Source organism: Pseudomonas sp. DCB_BI, assembly GCF_026240995.1.
Lineage (GTDB): Bacteria > Pseudomonadota > Gammaproteobacteria > Pseudomonadales > Pseudomonadaceae > Aquipseudomonas.
The window spans coordinates 239,386-256,954 of record NZ_JAPFCG010000002.1; the positions used below are offsets into that span (position 1 = coordinate 239,386).

Below are 17,569 nucleotides of genomic sequence, written 5' to 3' on the forward strand. Positions count from 1 at the left end.
CGGATCCTATCCATGATGAAAACCTTTTAATTCACCGCCTGTTCCATTTTCCCTCCCCATAAGCGGTAATTGGCTTGCCAGTGGCGAAACACAGGATTTAGCATCCGGTCATGTCGTTTTCGTTTGCATAGCCCGAAAAACCGTCCAAACGATGGTTTCAATCGTATAAACACACTGCATCGAGACCGCAGGACCGATATAATGCGGCCCTTTGCCGTCGTTTCGTCGACGCGTTTGCCCAACAGGGCCGCCGTTTCCGTGGAAGAACCTATGAAAAGCGCAGAAATCCGTGAAGCCTTCCTTCGCTTCTTCGAAGAGCAGGGCCATACCCGAGTCGCCTCCAGTTCGCTGATCCCGAACAACGACCCGACCCTGCTGTTCACCAACGCAGGCATGAACCAGTTCAAGGACTGCTTCCTCGGCGCAGAGAAGCGTGCCTACACCCGTGCGGTCAGCAGCCAGAAGTGCGTGCGGGCGGGCGGCAAGCACAACGACCTGGAAAACGTCGGTTACACCGCGCGTCACCATACCTTCTTCGAAATGCTGGGCAACTTCAGCTTCGGCGACTATTTCAAGCGCGATGCCATCACGTTCGCCTGGACGTTCCTGACCTCGGACAAATGGCTGAACCTGCCCAAGGAAAAGCTCTGGGTCACCGTCTACGCCACTGACGACGAAGCCTACGACATCTGGACCAAGGAAGTTGGCGTGCCGGCCGAGCGCATGGTGCGCATTGGCGACAACAAGGGTGCGCCGTACGCTTCCGATAACTTCTGGACCATGGGCGATACCGGCCCGTGCGGCCCTTGCACCGAGATCTTCTACGACCACGGCGCGGATATCTGGGGCGGCCCACCCGGCTCGCCAGAAGAAGACGGTGACCGCTACATCGAGATCTGGAACAACGTCTTCATGCAGTTCAACCGCACCGCCGATGGCGTGCTGCACCCGCTGCCAGCCCCGTCGGTGGACACCGGCATGGGCCTGGAGCGCGTCAGCGCCGTGCTGCAGCACGTGCACTCGAACTACGAGATCGACCTGTTCCAGAACCTGCTGGCTGCCGCAGCCAAGGCCATCGGTTGCAGCAATGACGGCCAGGCCTCGCTGAAAGTGGTCGCCGACCACATCCGTTCGTGCGGCTTCCTGATTGCCGACGGCGTGCTGCCGTCCAACGAAGGCCGCGGGTACGTACTGCGCCGCATCATTCGCCGCGCTTGCCGCCACGGCAACAAGCTGGGCGCCAAGGGCAGCTTCTTCTACCAGATCGTTGCGGCCCTGGTCGCCGAAATGGGCGAAGCCTTCCCGGAGCTGAAGAGCCAGCAGGCGCACATCGAGCGCGTGCTCAAGGCCGAAGAAGAACAGTTCGCCAAGACCCTGGAGCAAGGCCTGCGCATCCTCGAGCAGGACCTGGCCCAGCTGCAGGGCGACGTGGTACCGGGCGACGTGGTGTTCAAACTGTACGACACCTACGGCTTCCCGATGGACCTGACTGCCGACATCGCCCGTGAGCGCGAGCTGACCATCGACGAAGCCGGCTTCGAGCGTGAAATGGACGCCCAGCGTGAGCGTGCCCGTTCCGCCAGCGCCTTCGGCATGGACTACAACAGCCTGGTCAAGGTCGACAGCGCTACCGAGTTCCTCGGTTACGACGCCACCGAGGGCCAGGGCAAGATCATCGCGCTGTACAAGGACGGCCAGTCCGTTGACCAGCTGGGGGAAGGCGAGCAGGGCGTTGTGGTGCTCGACCGCACGCCGTTCTACGCCGAGTCCGGTGGCCAGGTCGGTGATAGCGGCTTCCTGCAGGCAGGTGCTGCACGCTTTGACGTGCGTGATACCACCAAGACCGGCGGCGCCTTCCTGCACCACGGCGTGGTGGCCAGCGGTGCGCTGCTGATCGGTTCGCCAGTCGAGGCCAAGGTCGATGCCGACGTTCAGCACGCCACCTCGTTGAATCACTCCGCCACCCACCTGTTGCACGAAGCATTGCGCCAGGTGCTGGGCGAGCACGTACAGCAGAAGGGTTCTCTGGTCGACAGCCAGCGCCTGCGTTTCGACTTCAGCCACTTCGAAGCGGTGAAGCCGGAGCAGATCAAGCAGCTGGAAGACATCGTCAACCGCGAGATTCGCAAGAACACCCCGGTTGAAACCGAGCTGACCGACATCGAAACCGCCAAGGCCAAGGGCGCCATGGCGCTGTTTGGCGAGAAGTACGGCGACACTGTGCGTGTGCTGAGCATGGGCGGCGATTTCTCGGTCGAGCTGTGCGGCGGTATCCACGCCAAGCGCACCGGTGACATCAGCCTGTTCAAGATCATCAGCGAAGGCGGCGTAGCCTCTGGTGTGCGCCGCATCGAAGCGGTTACCGGTGCTGCTGCGCTGGCCTACCTGAACGCTGCCGAAGAGCAGGTCAAGGAAGCGGCGCAACTGGTCAAGGGTAACCGCGACAACCTGATCGACAAGTTGTCGGCTGTGCTTGAGCGCAACCGCCAGCTGGAGAAGCAGCTGGAACAGCTGCAGGCCAAGGCCGCCAGCGCCGCCGGGGATGATCTCTCCAACGCGGCCGTTGAGGTCAAGGGTGCCAAGGTCCTCGCCGCCCGCCTGGATGGGCAGGATGGCAAGGCCCTGCTGGCCCTGGTCGATCAGCTGAAGAACAAGCTCGGCCACGCAGTGATCCTGCTGGGCAGCGAGCATGAGGGCAAGGTCGTGCTGGTGGCCGGCGTGACCAAGGACCTCTCCAGCCAACTCAAGGCTGGCGATCTGATGAAGCAAGCCGCTGCGGCGGTGGGTGGCAAGGGCGGTGGCCGTCCGGACATGGCCCAGGGTGGTGGCGTCGACGTCGCTGCACTGGACCAGGCCCTGGCGCTGGCCGTGCCATTCGCAGAGCAGGGACTTTGAGATGAAGGGGTGGAGGGGCCAGTCGCCACACAGGCCACTCCCGTCCACCCCTTCATGTTGGATTGTTTTTTGGGGCCCTGTATGGGCTGAGGCACCATTGAAATGGCGTTGATCGTACAGAAATTTGGCGGCACCTCTGTCGGTTCCATCGAGCGGATCGAGCAGGTAGCCGAAAAGGTCAAGAAACACCGTGAAGCGGGCGACGATCTGGTAGTTGTGCTGTCGGCCATGAGCGGTGAAACCAATCGCCTGATCGACCTGGCCAAGCAGATCACCGATCAGCCGGTTCCGCGTGAGCTGGACGTGATCGTGTCGACCGGTGAGCAGGTCACCATCGCCCTGCTGACCATGGCCTTGATCAAGCGTGGTGTGCCAGCGGTGTCCTACACCGGCAACCAGGTGCGCATTCTCACCGACAGCGCGCACAACAAGGCGCGCATCCTGCAAATCGACGACCAGAAGATTCGTGCCGACCTCAAGGAAGGCCGCGTGGTCGTGGTTGCAGGCTTCCAGGGTGTGGACGAGCACGGCAGCATCACCACCTTGGGTCGTGGTGGCTCCGACACCACCGGCGTGGCCCTGGCGGCGGCGTTGAAGGCTGACGAGTGCCAGATCTACACCGATGTCGATGGCGTCTACACCACTGACCCGCGCGTTGTGCCACAGGCCCGTCGCCTGGAGAAGATCACCTTTGAAGAGATGCTGGAAATGGCCAGCCTCGGCTCCAAGGTGCTGCAGATCCGTTCGGTGGAGTTTGCCGGCAAGTACAACGTTCCGCTGCGCGTGCTGCACAGCTTCAAAGAGGGTCCAGGTACCCTCATTACCATTGATGAAGAGGAATCCATGGAACAGCCGATCATTTCCGGTATCGCCTTCAACCGTGATGAAGCCAAGCTGACCATTCGCGGCGTGCCGGACACCCCGGGCGTAGCCTTCAAGATCCTCGGCCCGATCAGTGCTTCGAACATCGAAGTGGACATGATCGTGCAGAACGTTGCTCACGATAACACCACCGACTTCACCTTTACCGTACACCGCAATGAGTACGAGAAGGCGCAGAGCGTGCTGGAAAACACCGCCCGCGAAATCGGTGCCCGTGAAGTGATCGGCGACACCAAGATCGCCAAGGTCTCGATCGTCGGTGTCGGCATGCGTTCGCACGCTGGTGTTGCCAGCTGCATGTTCGAAGCCCTGGCCAAGGAGAGCATCAACATCCAGATGATCTCCACTTCCGAAATCAAGGTTTCGGTGGTGCTCGAAGAGAAGTACCTGGAGCTGGCCGTTCGCGCGCTGCACACCGCGTTCGACCTCGACGCCCCGGCCCGACAGGGCGAGTAAGGCGCTGCCCTTGAAGGGCGCGGCCGGTGCCGCGCCCTTCGTGTTTCTGCGCGCCGTACAGGCCCTGTCCTGCACTGTGCGGCGCGTAACCGGGCCAGGTCGTCGTCCGCGACCGGCCCTGATACCCCAGACTGTTACCCCTGAATGTTTTGCGTAAGGAGAAAGCTATGTTGATTCTGACTCGTCGGTGCGCCGAGAGCCTGATCATTGGAGACGGCGAGATCACCGTGACGGTGCTCGGCGTAAAGGGCAACCAGGTGCGTATTGGCGTCAGCGCCCCGAAAGAAGTGGCTGTTCACCGCGAGGAAATCTACCTGCGGATCAAGAAAGAGAAGGATGAAGAGCCAAGCCTTTAATTTTTTTGAAGTTTTTTTCAAAAAAAGGGTTGCAAAGGTGAAAGAGGTTCTTTAATATTCGCCTCGTGTTGCGGTGAGGTGGCCGAGTGGCCGAAGGCGCTCCCCTGCTAAGGGAGTATACCTCATAAGGGTATCGGGGGTTCGAATCCCCCCTTCACCGCCATTATTTGCGTAGGGCGCTGTAAACGGTAAGAGCGCTAAGTAGTTGTTTTACAACGAAAAGCTTCTTGCAAAAATGTTTCAGCGACCTATAATGCGCGGCAAGACACGGACTCATAGCTCAGCTGGATAGAGTACTCGGCTACGAACCGAGCGGTCGCAGGTTCGAATCCTGCTGAGTCCGCCACTTTTGAAGTGGCTTTGTTTGCAAGGCTGCTTCAATCAACCAGCGGTATCTGGTCTAAAACTGCCAATCGCGGACTCATAGCTCAGCTGGATAGAGTACTCGGCTACGAACCGAGCGGTCGCAGGTTCGAATCCTGCTGAGTCCGCCACTTTCTTGAAGTGGCCATGCTTGCAAGGCTTCTTCAGTCAACCAGCGGTAATCTGGTTTAAAACTGCCAATCGCGGACTCATAGCTCAGCTGGATAGAGTACTCGGCTACGAACCGAGCGGTCGCAGGTTCGAATCCTGCTGAGTCCGCCACTTTCTTGAAGTGGTTCTGCTTGCAAAGCCATTTCAGTCAACCAGTGGTAACCTGGTCTAAAACTACCATCACGGACTCATAGCTCAGCTGGATAGAGTACTCGGCTACGAACCGAGCGGTCGCAGGTTCGAATCCTGCTGAGTCCGCCATACCCCATCAAGAAGCCCGCTCGATTGAGCGGGCTTTTTGTTTTTCTGCGCCACAGAATTGTTGGCCGTATCGATCTAAGCTCTCCTGTAATAAGTGTGGCGTAGCTTGGGCGCGCAGCAGCCCTGAATTCGCCATGGCGCCACACATCCCGAAATTAAATGTGCTTTCCAAAGCAGAACAACCGTCGCACTGATAGCTTCACGCGTTGTCCCAGCTTTATCGCGCAAACGATTGTTCTGGCCAAAAATTTAAGCGATCTGACAGCTTTAGCAGTGTATGATTGCGCCCGTCAGCCCCGCCGGGGCTTGTGGAAAACCACCATGGACTTACCCAGTAGTTACTCGCTAACAAGATTCGTACAGAAAGATCTGACCGATTGATTCTCCCGGCGTGCTCCGCTGCTGGGAGTGGAGTTCGCCTATGACTGAAGTAGAAGTAAAGAAAGCGCAAGACAGCCTGCAGGATCGCCTGGCCCAGGTGATCGAACTGCTGCAGCGCCAGCGCGTGGTCGAAGACCTTACCCATCGTCAGGAAGGCGCGCACAACGACCTGGTGGAAAATCTGGTCCACCGCCAGAACCTCGTCGAGCTGCAGCGCAAGCTTGATGACCTGCACCCTGCCGACATCGCCTATATCCTCGAAGCCTTGCCCCTGGAAGATCGCCTGACGGTCTGGCAGCTGGTGCGCTCGGATCGCGATGGCGACATCTTGCTCGAAGTGTCCGACTCGGTTCGCCAATCGCTGATCGCCGACATGGACGATCACGAGCTGTTGGCTGCCGCCAAGGAAATGGACGCCGACGAGCTGGCCGACCTGGCCCCTGAGCTGCCGCGTGATGTTGTTCACGAGCTGATGGAAACCCTCGATGCCCAGCAACGCGAACGTGTGCGTTCGGCGCTGAGCTACGACGAGGAGCAGGTCGGTGCGCTGATGGACTTCGAGATGGTTACCATCCGCGAAGACGTGAGCCTGGAAGTGGTATTGCGCTATCTGCGCCGCCTGAAAGAGTTGCCCAACCACACCGACAAACTGTTCGTGGTTGATTACGACGGCATCCTCAAGGGGGTGTTGCCGATCAAGCGCCTGCTGGTCAACGACCCGGAGAAGAAGGTAGCGGAGGTCATGGCAACTGACCCCGTGTCCTTCCAGCCCGAGGAAGATGCCTACGATGCAGCCCAAGCCTTTGAACGTTACGACCTGGTCTCTGCCCCTGTAGTCGACAAGGGCGAGCGCCTGATTGGCCGTTTGACCATTGACGAAATGGTCGACCTGATTCGTGAGGAAAGCGAAAGCGAAGTCCTCAACATGGCCGGTCTGCGCGAGGAAGAAGACATCTTCGCTTCGGTCTGGCGCTCGTTCCGCAACCGTTGGGCTTGGCTTGCGATCAACCTGATTACCGCCTTTTTGGCTTCGCGGGTGATCGGTGTGTTCGAGGGCTCGATTGAAAAGCTGGTGGCTTTGGCTGCATTGATGCCGATCGTTGCCGGTATTGGTGGTAACTCGGGTAACCAGACCATCACCATGATCGTCCGTGCCATGGCGCTTGACCAGGTGTCGCCGGGCAACACCAGCCGCCTGATGCGCAAGGAGTTGGCGGTTTCGCTGATCAATGGCCTGGTATGGGGTGGGGTGATTGGTGCGGTGGCGTTCTGGCTATACGGCAGCTGGTCACTGGGGGTGGTGATGACTGCCGCGATGACCCTGAACCTGTTGCTGGCGGCGCTGATGGGTGTGCTTATCCCGATGACCCTGGCCCGTCTGGGGCGCGATCCGGCGATGGGGGCGAGTGTGATGATCACCGCTGTGACTGACAGCGGCGGTTTCTTCATCTTCCTGGGCCTGGCTACGTTGTTCCTGCTGTAGCCTGTTTGTCGCCGTTGCAAGGCGTTTGCACTGCATCAAGGGCGTGCCTTGGTGCAGTAGCTGCAGCAACCGGCCTCCCATAAAAAAAGCCAGCTTGCGCTGGCTTTTTTGCGTCCGCTGCAACCTTCAGGAAGCGTCGGCGGCCATTTCCACATCGTGAGCGATGAGGGCGACCAGGGCGTTCTGCTGGCGGTGGGAAAGCTGGCGGAAGCGTTGCAGCAGCTCGCGCTCATGCAGGGACAGCTCAGGGCTGTCCAGGCGCATGCTCAGCTCGTCACCCAGCGCCCCTTCCTGGATAAGGCTCTGCTCCAGGCGTGCGATGATCTCGGAGTTCATGCTGCGGTGATGGTTGCGCGCTACCTCGGCAATGCGCTCACGCATCCCGTCTGGCAGGCGGACGACAAACTTGTCAGCGGTGCGGCTCGAATAAATAGCCTGTTTCATTGGGCGCATATAAATTGACCGGATTTTGGTTCAGGGGAAGCGGTTCTCAAATTGGCCGCACGGGGTGGAAGTACGACCGTGGCGACGACAAAATGTTCAACCGTCAGTGAAAAATGGATGTTCATCTTGCCTCATGGTCGCCGTTTCCTTGGCGTCAATTCTGTGACAAATAGTGAGCCGGATAAAGGCTTTATGCCAGTACCAATTATCAGAAATGAGTACTGGTTTGAAAAGTTTTACATGGTCCGGCTTACCTAACTGTCAGACTTTTGCCGTCAAAAACTGGTAAAACGCAGCAAAAGGGTTGGAAAACCCCTAAAATGCACCGGTTTCCCTCCATAGAGCATAGTGGCTATGCAACATGACGCAAGCAACCGCCGATCAGGGACAGGGCGGCTGGTATTTCTGATAGGACCGTCGGGTTCGGGGAAAGATTCCCTGATCGAAGCTTCACGTGAGCGGCTGACGGCGGCCGGGGTGGTCATTGCCCGCCGCGTCATCACTCGTTCAGCCGAAGCCAGGGGCGAAGATGCGCATGGCGTCTCTGCCGAACAGTTTCAGATCCTGCTTGCACAGGGTGCGTTTGCCATGCACTGGCACGCCAACGGCCTGGACTATGGCATTCCACAGCAGGTCGACCAGTGGCTGGGGTCAGGCAGGGCAGTGCTGGTGAATGGCTCGCGGGCCTATCTGGCAGAGGCGCGCCGGCGCTATCCGGACCTGCTGGCAGTGTTGGTCGAGGTCCAACCCGAGATACTGCGCCAGCGGTTGCTGGCGCGTGGTCGCGAAAGCGCAGAAGAAGTGGAGCAGCGCTTGGCTCGTAGCGCACGCTTGCAGGCTGCGGCCGACCCGTCCGTGCATGTGCTCGACAACTCCAGCACACTGGATAATGCAGTCTCGGGGTTGTTCAGATTGCTGCGCGAACAGGGCGTTTTGCCTGCGGCATAGCAGTGGCAGAAAAGGATTACGCGAAAAAGCCCGGCGCAGACATGACAAACGGCAATGGGCTGGTTAACATGCTTGCCGTCCCGCTTCGCAGCGCTCGCTGCAGGTGCTTGCGTCTCAGTAGCTCAATTGGATAGAGCATCCCCCTCCTAAGGGGAAGGTTGGCAGTTCGAACCTGCCCTGGGACGCCATAATTTCCGCACCTTCCGCACCTTCCGCACCTTCCGCACCTTCCGCACCTTCCGCACCTTCACGCTTTCTCGATCATTCCCTATTTCTCTACGGGTGCACGATGGGTGCATTTGTTAGCTCGCCGGGGCTTCCCACAGGAGTATCAACTACGGCAATGGCTAGATGAGAAATATCATGAGCTCCCAGATCGAATTCCCGACCTGCGCCGGTGCTGAATCTCTCTCTGAATCGCCCCTGGTTTCCTAGGCACCTTCCAGCTTCTGGAAATAGCGACTGTCCACCTCACGCCCGCACCCCCACCGCCCGTTGCAGCCGCACCACGGCCTCGCGCGCCTGGCTGCCCAGTTCCGCCAGGTCCAGACCAGGAATCGCGTCGTTCTCCACGCTCAGGCGCCCGCCTACCAGCAATGCGCGCAATGTCGGCCGGCCACCGCCCACTACCGGCGCAATGCCTACGTCATGCAGGCCGAAGTAGCGCGGCTGATCCAGCCGATACAGCGCCAAGTCCGCCGCCTTGCCCACCTCCAGCGTGCCCAGTGCATCCAGCCCCAGCACCTGCGCGCCACCGGCAGTGCCCCAGCGCACCACGTCTTCCACGCAGGCAACATGCGCGCCGCCCTCCTGCTGGCCGCCGGCGTAGGCTGGCAAGGCCCGCTCGCCAGCTTTGGCCCGCTGCATCAGCCAGGCGGCGTGGGTTTCGCTGATCATGTCGCAGGCTTCGTTGGAGGCGGCACCGTCTACGCCGATCGAAATCGGCATACCTGCCGCTTCCATGGCGACGATGTCAGCGATGCCACTGCCTAGCCGGCCGTTGCTCTGCGGGCAATGAGCAACGCCAGTGCCGGTAGCGCCCAACAGCTGGATTTCCTCGTGGCTGAGCTTGACCAGGTGGGCGAACCACACGTCGGCGCCAAGCCACTCGTGCTCCGCGCAGAAAGCCACCGGCGACAGGTTGTGGCGGCGCTGGACTTCGTTCTGATACTCCACCGTTTCGCTCAGGTGGCTGTGCAGGCGGATACCCAGCCTGCGCGCAGCCCTGGCGGTTTCGCGCAGGTGCTCGGGGGGCATCGAATACGGGGGGCTGGTGGGGGCCATCACTACCCGGCGCCAGGCATCGGCGGCGGGGTCGTGGTAGGTGCGCACCAGCCGCTCGACGTCACTCAGGTATTGATCCAGGGTTTCCGGCCCAGCGCTTGCCGCGCCTTCGGCCTGGCGCACCTGGGTTGCCCCGCCCCGGCACAGCACGAAGCGCAGGCCTAGCCGCTCGGCCTCTTCGAACAGGATCTGCGCGCTGTCAAACGCCATGCCTGGCAGGTACAGGTAATGGTGGTCGGCCACTGTGCTGCAGCCGGAGCGGGCCAGTTCCACCAGGCCGATACGCGTCGCCAGGCGGAAGCTGTGTTCATCGAACAGGCCGCGGTAGCGGTAGGGCACTGCACCCAACCAGGCCCCCAGGCTTTGGTCGATACCTTCCGGGATGCCTTTGAGCAGCGACTGGAACAGGTGATGGTGGGTGTTCACCCACCCCGGGTAGACCACGCAATCGGTGGCGTCGAGCACCCGCTCGCCTGGCAGCGGTTGCAGCGCCCCGAGGGCCGCGATGCGCCCGTGGCTGATGCGGATGTCTGGGCCGGCATGCCGCGCTGGCGCGCCGCGTAGCCCGGTGAGAATGGCGCTGGCGTTACGTATCAGCCAGCTGTCGGCATGTTGCTTCATGTACGGCTCCAGGGGCTTAGCCCAGTTCACTTTCGTGCCAGTGGCGCAGGCTCAGGCGTGCCAGCAGGGCCATCAGGCTGAACAGCGCGACGCCGGTGAGGGCGATCAGCACCAGGGCGGCGAACAGCCGCGGAATGTTGAGTTGAAAGCCCGCTTGCAGGATCTGGTACGCAAGCCCCGCACCGGTCCCACCGGTGCCAGCCACGAACTCCGCCACCACGGCGCCGATCAACGCCAGCCCGCTGGCAATCCGCAGGCCGGCGAAAAAGCACGGCAAGGCACTGGGGATGCGCAGGCGCAGCAGCACCTGCCAGCGGCTGGCGCGGTTGAGGCGGAACAGGTTGACAAGCCCAGGGTTGACGCTGCGCAGGCCCAGTACCGTGTTGGCGATGATCGGGAACACCGCGACCAACGTGGCGCAGATCACCAGCGCCACGGTAGTGTCGCTGCACCAGATGATGATCAGCGGGGCGATCGCCACCACCGGCGTCACCTGCAGCAGAATCGCGTAGGGGAACAGGCTGGCTTCGATCACCCGGCTTTGCACGAACACGAACGCAGCCAGGGTGCCGATGACGACCGCAAGGGTGAACGACAGGAAGGTGATTTTCAGGGTCATCCACAGTGCCCCGAGCAGCATCGGGCCGTCGATGATCAGCGTGCGGCCGATGTCTGCAGGGGATGGCACCAGGTACACCGGTACCTGCCAGGCGATGCAGGCCAGCTGCCACAGACCCAGCAGCAAGGTGCCGACAAGCAGTGGCGAGACGATGCGCAGCACGACGGGGTTACGTAACCAGGGAGCAGGGGTTTGGCTCATTCAGGGGCCCTCAAGCCGGTTCGCCGTTGGCCTGGGCCAGCAGCTGGGACAGGTAAGCGCATTGCGCGATGAACGCCGGGGAGGTGCGGTAGGCCTCGTCGCGTACCTGCGGGCCGTCGATGGCGACATCGGCGATCACCCGCCCGGGGCGAGCCCCCATCACCACGACCCGCGACGAGAGATACACCGCCTCGAAAATGCTGTGGGTGACGAACACCACCGTCAGGTCACGCTCGGCCCAAAGCTGGCGCAGGTCGCTGTCGAGCTTGTTGCGGGTGAACTCGTCGAGCGCGCCAAACGGTTCGTCCATCAGCAGCAGGTTTGGCTCGGTGGCCAATGCCCGGGCAATCGACGCACGCATCTGCATGCCGCCAGACAATTCACGCGGGTAAACATTGCCGAACGCGCCCAGGCCTACCTGCTCCAGTGCGGCCTGTACCTTGGCCTGGCTGTGGGGTTTGGGCACACCCGCCAGGTCCAGCGGCAGGCGCACGTTGTCCTGCACCCTGGCCCACGGCATCAATGTGGCTTCCTGGAACACCATCGCGAGGTTTCGACCAACGCTGGCCGCGCGAGGGTGAGCGCCGGGGGCATCCTTGCCCCACCAGCGTACGTGGCCGGCGCTGGGCTGTTCGAGGCCGGCGAACATCTTCAGCAAGGTGCTTTTGCCGCAGCCCGAAGGGCCCAGCAACGACACGAATTCTCCGCGCTGGATCGCCAGCTTGACGCGGCTCAGGGCATGAGTGCCGTTGCCGTAGGTTTTTTCGACCTGGTTGGCGAACAGCGGCGTATCGGCACCCACGGCGTCGGTATTGGGTGGTAGTTGCAACTGGGCGCTGGCTTTGGACAGGGTCTGCATCAACATGGCGCTCTCCCCACGGGCAATGAGCGGTTGCATATGCCCCGGCGCACCGGGGCGCTGAACAGGCGGTCAGTGGCTGGCGAACACTTCGCTTTCGCCATGGGCTTCGAGCAGGCCCTGCAGTTGCCGGCGGATCACCAGGCCGGGCTTGTCCGAAGGCATGTGCAGCTCGACGCGCCGGCGGGTATCGACGCAGGCGTCCGGGTCGGTGGCCTCGAGGATGTCGCGGTCTTCGGCGGTGATCGCGGCGTCCCAGTCGATCAGCGCCTGGGTCGAGCACTGTGCTTCGCTGTCGTTGCGGTACAGCCACTGCACCAGCATCAGCCGGCCGTCATCGATCGGCGTGGCGCAGTTGTAGATGATGTGGTGGATGCCGCTGTCCGGGTACATGCAGCCAAAACGCCGGGAGAACGGCAGGTAATAGCGGTTGACCAGGTGGCGCTCGGTGATTGGCGCACGGGTACCGGTGATGGCGAAGCTTTCTTCGGGGTTGCGCACTGGCACGCGGGTTTCCGCCTCGAAGCCGTAATCGGTTTCGCGAAATTCGTAGCGGGCCGGTTGCGGCTGGTCGAACAGGCCGAAGTTGGCCTTGTGCACAAAGGAAAAATGCGAGTTGTCGAAGGCGTTTTCCATGACCCGCAGGGGGCTGGTTTTCCACTCCTCATAGAACTGGAAGATACGCCGGTAGCCGGGTGCGCCGTCTTCGGGGAACTCGGGAATCGGCTGCAGCGGATCGTCCAGGGCGACCCAGGCATAGCCGTATTTTTCCTGGCAGTGATAGGCCTTGACTGCCGCGCGGGGCGGAATGGCACCGGTGGGGTTCTGCGGAATCTTCACGCAGGTGCCGCTGCCGTCGTATTCCCAGCCGTGGTAGCCGCAGGCAATGTTGCCGTCTTCGCTGACAAAGCCTTTGGACAGTTTGGCGGTGCGGTGGCAGCAACGGTCGCGCATCGCTACCGGAGTGCCATCGGGGCGCTTCCACAGCACCAGGGCTTCACCGAGCAAGGTGAATGGTTTTGGCCCGTCGTCCAGGGCGGTCATAGGCAGCAGGGCGTACCAGAAGCGGCGCAACACAGGTTGTTTGGTGACCAACATGATCCAGTTTCCTCACGGCGTTCAATGCTTTTATGGGGTTCAGCGGCTGGCGGCCTGGACGTTGCCCGGCAGCACCTTGAGGCCTTGCACGAAGCGGGTGGTATAGGCCTTCTGCCAAGGGGCGGCGGCGCCCAGCAGGCCGGCCTCGACCATGAAGTCGCGCGTGGCTTGCCAGCGGGCGTCGTTCATCGTGCCGATGCCCTGGGTGGCCGCCTCGCCACCGGTCACCAGCTGGTACTGCTTGAGGGTCGAGACGCCCCAGGCCAGCAGTTCATCGCTCATGTTGGGGTTGTCGCGCTTGATCAGCGCGTTGCCTGCAGCGGGGTTTTCCAGGTAGCGCTTCCAGCCCTGGAGCGAGGCGCGGACAAACCCTGCGACGCGTTCCGGATGCTGCTCGATGACGTCCTGGCGGGTAACCAGCGTAGAGCCGTAGGGCGGGTAACCGGCATCGGCGAACAGGAAGAAATTGGGTTTCTGGCCTGCCTTGATGGCTTGGAACAGCTCCGAACTGGCGTAGGCCTGCTGGGTGGTGTCGGCGCCTGCCAGAAACGGCTGCAGGTTGAAGGTGTAGGGCCGCGCCTGGTTGTCGTCGAGCTGGTACTTGCCCTTGAGCCAAGGCCACCAGGTTTGCTGGCCGGAAGTGGACACCAGCACTTGCTTGTTTTTCAGGCCCTCCAGGGCAGCGACGTCGGCGTGAGTCATCAAGCCCTGGGGGTCACCCTGGAACGGTGCGGCCACCGCCACCACCGGCAGCCCTTGCTCTACGCTCTTGAGGACCTGCAGGTCGTAGTTGACGATGAAGTCGGCCTGCTTGCTCACCAGCAGTTGCATGCCATTGACCTGCGGGCCGCCCATGCGGATGGTGACATCCAGGCCTTCCTGCGCGTACAACCCGTCGGCCACGGCCTGGTAGAAGCCGCCTTGTTCGGCCTGTGCGTACCAGGAGGTGAGCAACACGACCTTGTCGTTGGCCATCGCCAGAGGGGCACTGCCGACCATTGCCGGGAGCACCGCCGCTGCCAACAGCGAGCGAAGCGGGTGAGTCAAAGCAAAGCGGTTTTTCATGATTGTTCTCCACCTCGATTCGAAATCTGCCGGGGTGCTCATGAGCACGCCAGCAACAGGACCGAGCGGGAAGAACGGGGCACAAGAGATAGCGCATTGCACGCACGATCACGGCCGACACTTCTCTCTTGCCCAGGGCCATCAGGCCGCGCGCAAACATCCGCTCGGATGTACGCCCCATAGGAGGCGCAAGAGCAATGCCCCATGCCATTTCAGGCACTGACCGCTTCTACTCGAGGGTAGACAAAGCCAGAAGCGTGCCAATTTCTCAGTGCCGCCTACGCTGCGCCCGGGTGCGTATGGCGGGGGCAGGTCGTGAACCGAGAAGGTGCAAGGGAGCAATAGCCAGCGCTATTAAGGTGCGCAATATGGCTGTTTATTGGTATTCATCCAGGAGTCATATTGGCCACAATAACGGCAGCAGACTGTATTCGATCACTTGGCACGCGCCCTGCTAAGGCTAAGCCGAGTAGAAGCGGTCAGTGCCTGAAATGGCATGGGACATTGCTCTGGCGGCCTCGCGCCGCACGCCCGGCAGGGGTGGCGCCACTGTTTGCACCGTGGCCAGAGGAGAGGTCCGTCCGCTGCGTCCCTTGCCGGTGAACCTCACCGACCTCGACCCAAGGGATGCACATGAAACTCGACCCCCTCGCCTGGCTATGCCACAGCTTCCTGCCACTCTGCGCCCTGGCCAGCGCCGGCGCGCACGCCGGCCCGTTGATGTGGAGCGACAACAGCCTCAGCTACCTGTATGGCCATAACTACAAAGTCGACGGCACCGGCAACGACATTCAGCAGACCATCACCTTCGAGCATGCCAGCGGCTGGACCTGGGGCGACGTGTTCCTGTTCGTCGACAACAAATGGTCGAACGGGTTGTCCGGCAACGACGGCTACACCTACTACGGTGAATTCTCCCCGCGCTTGTCCCTGGGCAAGGTCAGCGGGCAGAACTTGCGCTATGGCATCGTCAAGGATGTGCTGGTCGCCGCCACCTACGAGCGCGGTGAGGGGCGCAACCGCAAATACCTGCTGGGGCCTGCCGTGGACCTGCTGATCCCGGGCTTCGACCGCTTTTCGCTCAACACCTACTACCGCAAGCCCGATGGCATCACCGGCAAGGCATCAGGGCAATGGCAGATCAACCCGACCTGGGCGATGACCCTGCCGTTGGGAAGGTCGGACATTCTCTTCGACGGTTACCTGGAGTGGTATGTGAATGACGTTGGGCGCAAGGGCACGTCGGACTATGTGGCGAAGAGTTTTCACTTCAATCCGCAGGTCAAATACGACGTGGGCAAGGCGTTGGGGCACACCCCGAAGCTGTTTTACGCGGGGGTCGAGTGGGATTACTGGTCGGACAAGTATGGGATCGAGGACAGCCACGGATTCCCGACCGATCAGAATGCGCTGAGTGTGTTGCTCAAGGCGCACTTTTGAGTAGTGTTCGATTATCGATCACTAAGCGCATTCGGGCACTCAACCTTCTGCGAGCCATGCCGAACGTAATGGGCAGTACATTCCACTGCCACTCGGATGCGACGCCATGTCTCTGCGCCACTTCAACATCGCCACCCGCTCTTACCTGAGTTTCAGCCTGATCGCCGCCCTTGTGGTGGTGCTCGGGCTGTTTTCCATCGACAAGATCTCCAGCATGCGCGAAGCCGTGGTGTACACCGAGCAGGTGACCAATGTCGGCACGCGTTATCTGGGCGAGGTCCGCAGCCACATGCTGGGTTTGCGGGTCATCACCCTGCGCATGGCCATTGCCCGCGAGCCTGCGCAGCTGGCCCCGACCCTGGCGCGCCTGGAGGTACTCAAGGGCTTGTTGGACAACGGCGTCAAAGGCTATGGCGCAGTGATGCCGGCGGCAGGCCAGCCGGTGTTTGCCGAAATGCAGCAGCTGATCGGGCAGTACCACGTGCTGCTCGACCAGTACAAAAGGTTGTCCGAGCAGAATCAGGTGCCACAGATGCAGGCCATGCTCAGCGGCGCCATGCAGGACATCTCCAACCGTATCGGCGAACTCTACGACAACCTGGTCAAGCTCAGCAGCGAAACCGCCGAACAGTACACGGCCAAGGCCCGCGACGATTACCAGCGCGCCCTGTACCTGACCTTCGGCGTCATCGGCCTGGTGCTGGTGCTGACCATTGCCCTTGCCTGGCTGTTGACCCGCAGCATCGTCAGCCCGCTGCGCGAAGCCATCGGCGTGGCCCAGAACATTGCAGGCGGCGACCTTTCCCACCCCGTGCACGCCAGCGGCGCAGACGAGGCCACCCAGTTGATGCATGCGTTGGCTGCCATGCAGGCCAGCCTCAGGGATGCCTTGCGGCTGATCGGCGATTCCTCTGACCAGTTGGCTGCGGCCAGCGAAGAGATGTCGGCGATTACCCAGCAGGCTTCCCGCGACCTTACCCGGCAGAGCGATGAGATTCAGCAGGCAGCCACCGCCGTGACTGAAATGAGTGTCGCGGTCGAAGAAGTGGCGCGCAACACCGTCAGCACTTCGGAAATCTCCCGCCAGTCGGAAGACGCCGCCAGTCGCGGGCGCCTGCGCGTGGGTGAGGCGATCAGCACGATCAGCAAGATGAGTGACGATGTGCACGAGGCATCGCGGCAGATCGAAGCGCTGTCGATGCAATCCCAGCAGGTTGGCAAGGTGCTCGATGTGATTGGTGCCATCGCCGGGCAAACCAACTTGCTGGCGCTCAACGCCGCCATTGAGGCAGCCAGGGCGGGTGAGGCGGGCCGCGGGTTTGCCGTGGTGGCCGATGAAGTCCGGGCGCTGGCGGCGCGCACCCAGAGCTCGACGCTGGAGATCGAGGAAATGGTCAATGCCATCCGCAGCGGCACGGCGCGTGTGGTGGATGCGATGCAGAGCAATAGCCAGCAAGTGGGGCAAACCTTGCAAATAGCCGAGTTGGCCGGGCAGGCACTGGACGAGATCAGCACTGGCGCCACCACGATCCACGAGCGCAACCTGGTGGTGGCCAGTGCCACTGAAGAACAGGCTCAGGTGGCACGGGAAGTGGATCGCAACCTGTTGAACATCAGAGATCTTGCAATACAAACCTCAGAGGGTGCGGACCAGATCAGCGCCGCGAGCCAGGAGCTGGCCAGCCTGTCGATTGGCTTGAACGGCATCATGAAGCGCTTTCGGCTGTGAGGCGCACTGGACA

General features: G+C 61.5%; 13 protein-coding genes, 6 tRNA genes and 1 pseudogene. 14 read left to right on the forward strand and 6 right to left on the reverse strand.

From position 1 onward, the window contains the following. The first annotated feature begins 270 nt into the window (after positions 1 to 270). From alaS to mgtE, 9 genes are all read left to right on the forward strand, one after another. On the forward strand, positions 271 to 2,895 hold the full coding sequence (alaS, locus tag OO258_RS03405) for an alanine--tRNA ligase (protein WP_146230340.1): 2,625 nt from the start codon (positions 271 to 273) through the stop codon (positions 2,893 to 2,895). 102 nt (positions 2,896 to 2,997) lie between these two features. Beyond that, positions 2,998 to 4,233: an aspartate kinase gene (locus tag OO258_RS03410; RefSeq protein ID WP_110743647.1), complete on the forward strand. Its 1,236-nt coding sequence runs from the start codon at positions 2,998 to 3,000 to the stop codon at positions 4,231 to 4,233. 167 nt (positions 4,234 to 4,400) lie between these two features. After that, positions 4,401 to 4,589, forward strand: coding sequence for a carbon storage regulator CsrA (csrA, locus tag OO258_RS03415; protein ID WP_003254503.1), 189 nt, complete (start codon positions 4,401 to 4,403; stop codon positions 4,587 to 4,589). Between the two features lie 72 nt (positions 4,590 to 4,661). After that, a tRNA-Ser gene (locus tag OO258_RS03420) sits at positions 4,662 to 4,752 on the forward strand. A 106-nt stretch (positions 4,753 to 4,858) separates the two neighbouring features. Further along, positions 4,859 to 4,935, forward strand: a tRNA-Arg gene (locus OO258_RS03425). Positions 4,936 to 5,006: 71 nt separating this feature from the next. Next, positions 5,007 to 5,083 (forward strand) — tRNA-Arg (locus OO258_RS03430). A 74-nt stretch (positions 5,084 to 5,157) separates the two neighbouring features. Next, positions 5,158 to 5,234 (forward strand) — tRNA-Arg (locus OO258_RS03435). 73 nt (positions 5,235 to 5,307) lie between these two features. Then, positions 5,308 to 5,384: transfer RNA gene (locus OO258_RS03440), tRNA-Arg, on the forward strand. A gap of 421 nt (positions 5,385 to 5,805) precedes the next feature. Then, the gene (gene mgtE / locus OO258_RS03445; protein ID WP_110743646.1) at positions 5,806 to 7,248 is read left to right on the forward strand and encodes a magnesium transporter; all 1,443 of its coding nucleotides are present in this window, start codon (positions 5,806 to 5,808) and stop codon (positions 7,246 to 7,248) included. 126 nt (positions 7,249 to 7,374) lie between these two features. Here the strand turns inward: mgtE and OO258_RS03450 are convergent, their stop codons facing one another. Then, positions 7,375 to 7,701 carry an Arc family DNA-binding protein gene (locus OO258_RS03450; RefSeq protein WP_003254499.1) on the reverse strand — a complete coding sequence of 109 codons (327 nt, stop codon included), beginning with the start codon at positions 7,699 to 7,701 and terminating at the stop codon, positions 7,375 to 7,377. A gap of 345 nt (positions 7,702 to 8,046) precedes the next feature. On the opposite strand from OO258_RS03450, the gene phnN reads away from it, so the two are divergent. Further along, positions 8,047 to 8,640, forward strand: coding sequence for a phosphonate metabolism protein/1,5-bisphosphokinase (PRPP-forming) PhnN (gene phnN, locus OO258_RS03455; RefSeq protein ID WP_266028857.1), 594 nt, complete (start codon positions 8,047 to 8,049; stop codon positions 8,638 to 8,640). Between the two features lie 111 nt (positions 8,641 to 8,751). Continuing rightward, positions 8,752 to 8,828 (forward strand) — tRNA-Arg (locus OO258_RS03460). A 283-nt stretch (positions 8,829 to 9,111) separates the two neighbouring features. Here the strand turns inward: OO258_RS03460 and OO258_RS03465 are convergent. The 5 genes from OO258_RS03465 to OO258_RS03485 form a co-directional block, all read right to left on the reverse strand. Next, positions 9,112 to 10,545 (reverse strand): amidohydrolase family protein, encoded by a 1,434-nt coding sequence (locus OO258_RS03465; RefSeq protein ID WP_266028858.1) that lies wholly within the window; start codon positions 10,543 to 10,545, stop codon positions 9,112 to 9,114. Between the two features lie 16 nt (positions 10,546 to 10,561). Beyond that, complete coding sequence (locus OO258_RS03470) at positions 10,562 to 11,290, reverse strand: ABC transporter permease (protein ID WP_323054370.1); 729 nt, start codon at positions 11,288 to 11,290, stop codon at positions 10,562 to 10,564. 85 nt (positions 11,291 to 11,375) lie between these two features. Further along, complete coding sequence (locus tag OO258_RS03475) at positions 11,376 to 12,230, reverse strand: ABC transporter ATP-binding protein (RefSeq protein WP_266028860.1); 855 nt, start codon at positions 12,228 to 12,230, stop codon at positions 11,376 to 11,378. Positions 12,231 to 12,296: 66 nt separating this feature from the next. Next, on the reverse strand, positions 12,297 to 13,322 hold the full coding sequence (locus tag OO258_RS03480) for an aromatic ring-hydroxylating oxygenase subunit alpha (protein WP_266028861.1): 1,026 nt from the start codon (positions 13,320 to 13,322) through the stop codon (positions 12,297 to 12,299). Positions 13,323 to 13,361: 39 nt separating this feature from the next. Further along, positions 13,362 to 14,387 carry an ABC transporter substrate-binding protein gene (locus OO258_RS03485; protein ID WP_266028862.1) on the reverse strand — a complete coding sequence of 342 codons (1,026 nt, stop codon included), beginning with the start codon at positions 14,385 to 14,387 and terminating at the stop codon, positions 13,362 to 13,364. A gap of 627 nt (positions 14,388 to 15,014) precedes the next feature. Between OO258_RS03485 and OO258_RS03490 the strand changes: the two genes are divergently transcribed. From OO258_RS03490 to OO258_RS27555, 3 genes and pseudogenes are all read left to right on the forward strand, one after another. Next, positions 15,015 to 15,827, forward strand: coding sequence for a hypothetical protein (locus OO258_RS03490; protein WP_416309180.1), 813 nt, complete (start codon positions 15,015 to 15,017; stop codon positions 15,825 to 15,827). A 106-nt stretch (positions 15,828 to 15,933) separates the two neighbouring features. Further along, positions 15,934 to 16,701 (forward strand): annotated as a pseudogene (locus OO258_RS27540) (HAMP domain-containing protein); the annotation flags it as partial. A 66-nt stretch (positions 16,702 to 16,767) separates the two neighbouring features. Then, entirely contained in the window at positions 16,768 to 17,556 is a 789-nt protein-coding gene (locus tag OO258_RS27555) for a methyl-accepting chemotaxis protein (RefSeq protein ID WP_416309185.1), read from the forward strand. Positions 17,557 to 17,569 lie beyond the last annotated feature (13 nt).

Excerpts from the sequence above, each read along its gene's own strand:
- OO258_RS03410 (WP_110743647.1), top strand. The coding sequence starts at position 2,998 with ATGGCGTTGATCGTACAGAAATTTGGCGGCACCTCTGTCGGTTCCATC.
- alaS (WP_146230340.1), top strand. The coding sequence starts at position 271 with ATGAAAAGCGCAGAAATCCGTGAAGCCTTCCTTCGCTTCTTCGAAGAG.
- OO258_RS03485 (WP_266028862.1), bottom strand. The coding sequence starts at position 14,387 with ATGAAAAACCGCTTTGCTTTGACTCACCCGCTTCGCTCGCTGTTGGCA.
- csrA (WP_003254503.1), top strand. The coding sequence starts at position 4,401 with ATGTTGATTCTGACTCGTCGGTGCGCCGAGAGCCTGATCATTGGAGAC.
- phnN (WP_266028857.1), top strand. The coding sequence starts at position 8,047 with ATGCAACATGACGCAAGCAACCGCCGATCAGGGACAGGGCGGCTGGTA.
- mgtE (WP_110743646.1), top strand. The coding sequence starts at position 5,806 with ATGACTGAAGTAGAAGTAAAGAAAGCGCAAGACAGCCTGCAGGATCGC.
- OO258_RS03475 (WP_266028860.1), bottom strand. The coding sequence starts at position 12,230 with ATGTTGATGCAGACCCTGTCCAAAGCCAGCGCCCAGTTGCAACTACCA.
- OO258_RS03450 (WP_003254499.1), bottom strand. The coding sequence starts at position 7,701 with ATGCGCCCAATGAAACAGGCTATTTATTCGAGCCGCACCGCTGACAAG.
- OO258_RS03480 (WP_266028861.1), bottom strand. The coding sequence starts at position 13,322 with ATGTTGGTCACCAAACAACCTGTGTTGCGCCGCTTCTGGTACGCCCTG.
- OO258_RS03490 (WP_416309180.1), top strand. The coding sequence starts at position 15,015 with ATGCACATGAAACTCGACCCCCTCGCCTGGCTATGCCACAGCTTCCTG.
- OO258_RS03465 (WP_266028858.1), bottom strand. The coding sequence starts at position 10,545 with ATGAAGCAACATGCCGACAGCTGGCTGATACGTAACGCCAGCGCCATT.
- OO258_RS27555 (WP_416309185.1), top strand. The coding sequence starts at position 16,768 with ATGTCGGCGATTACCCAGCAGGCTTCCCGCGACCTTACCCGGCAGAGC.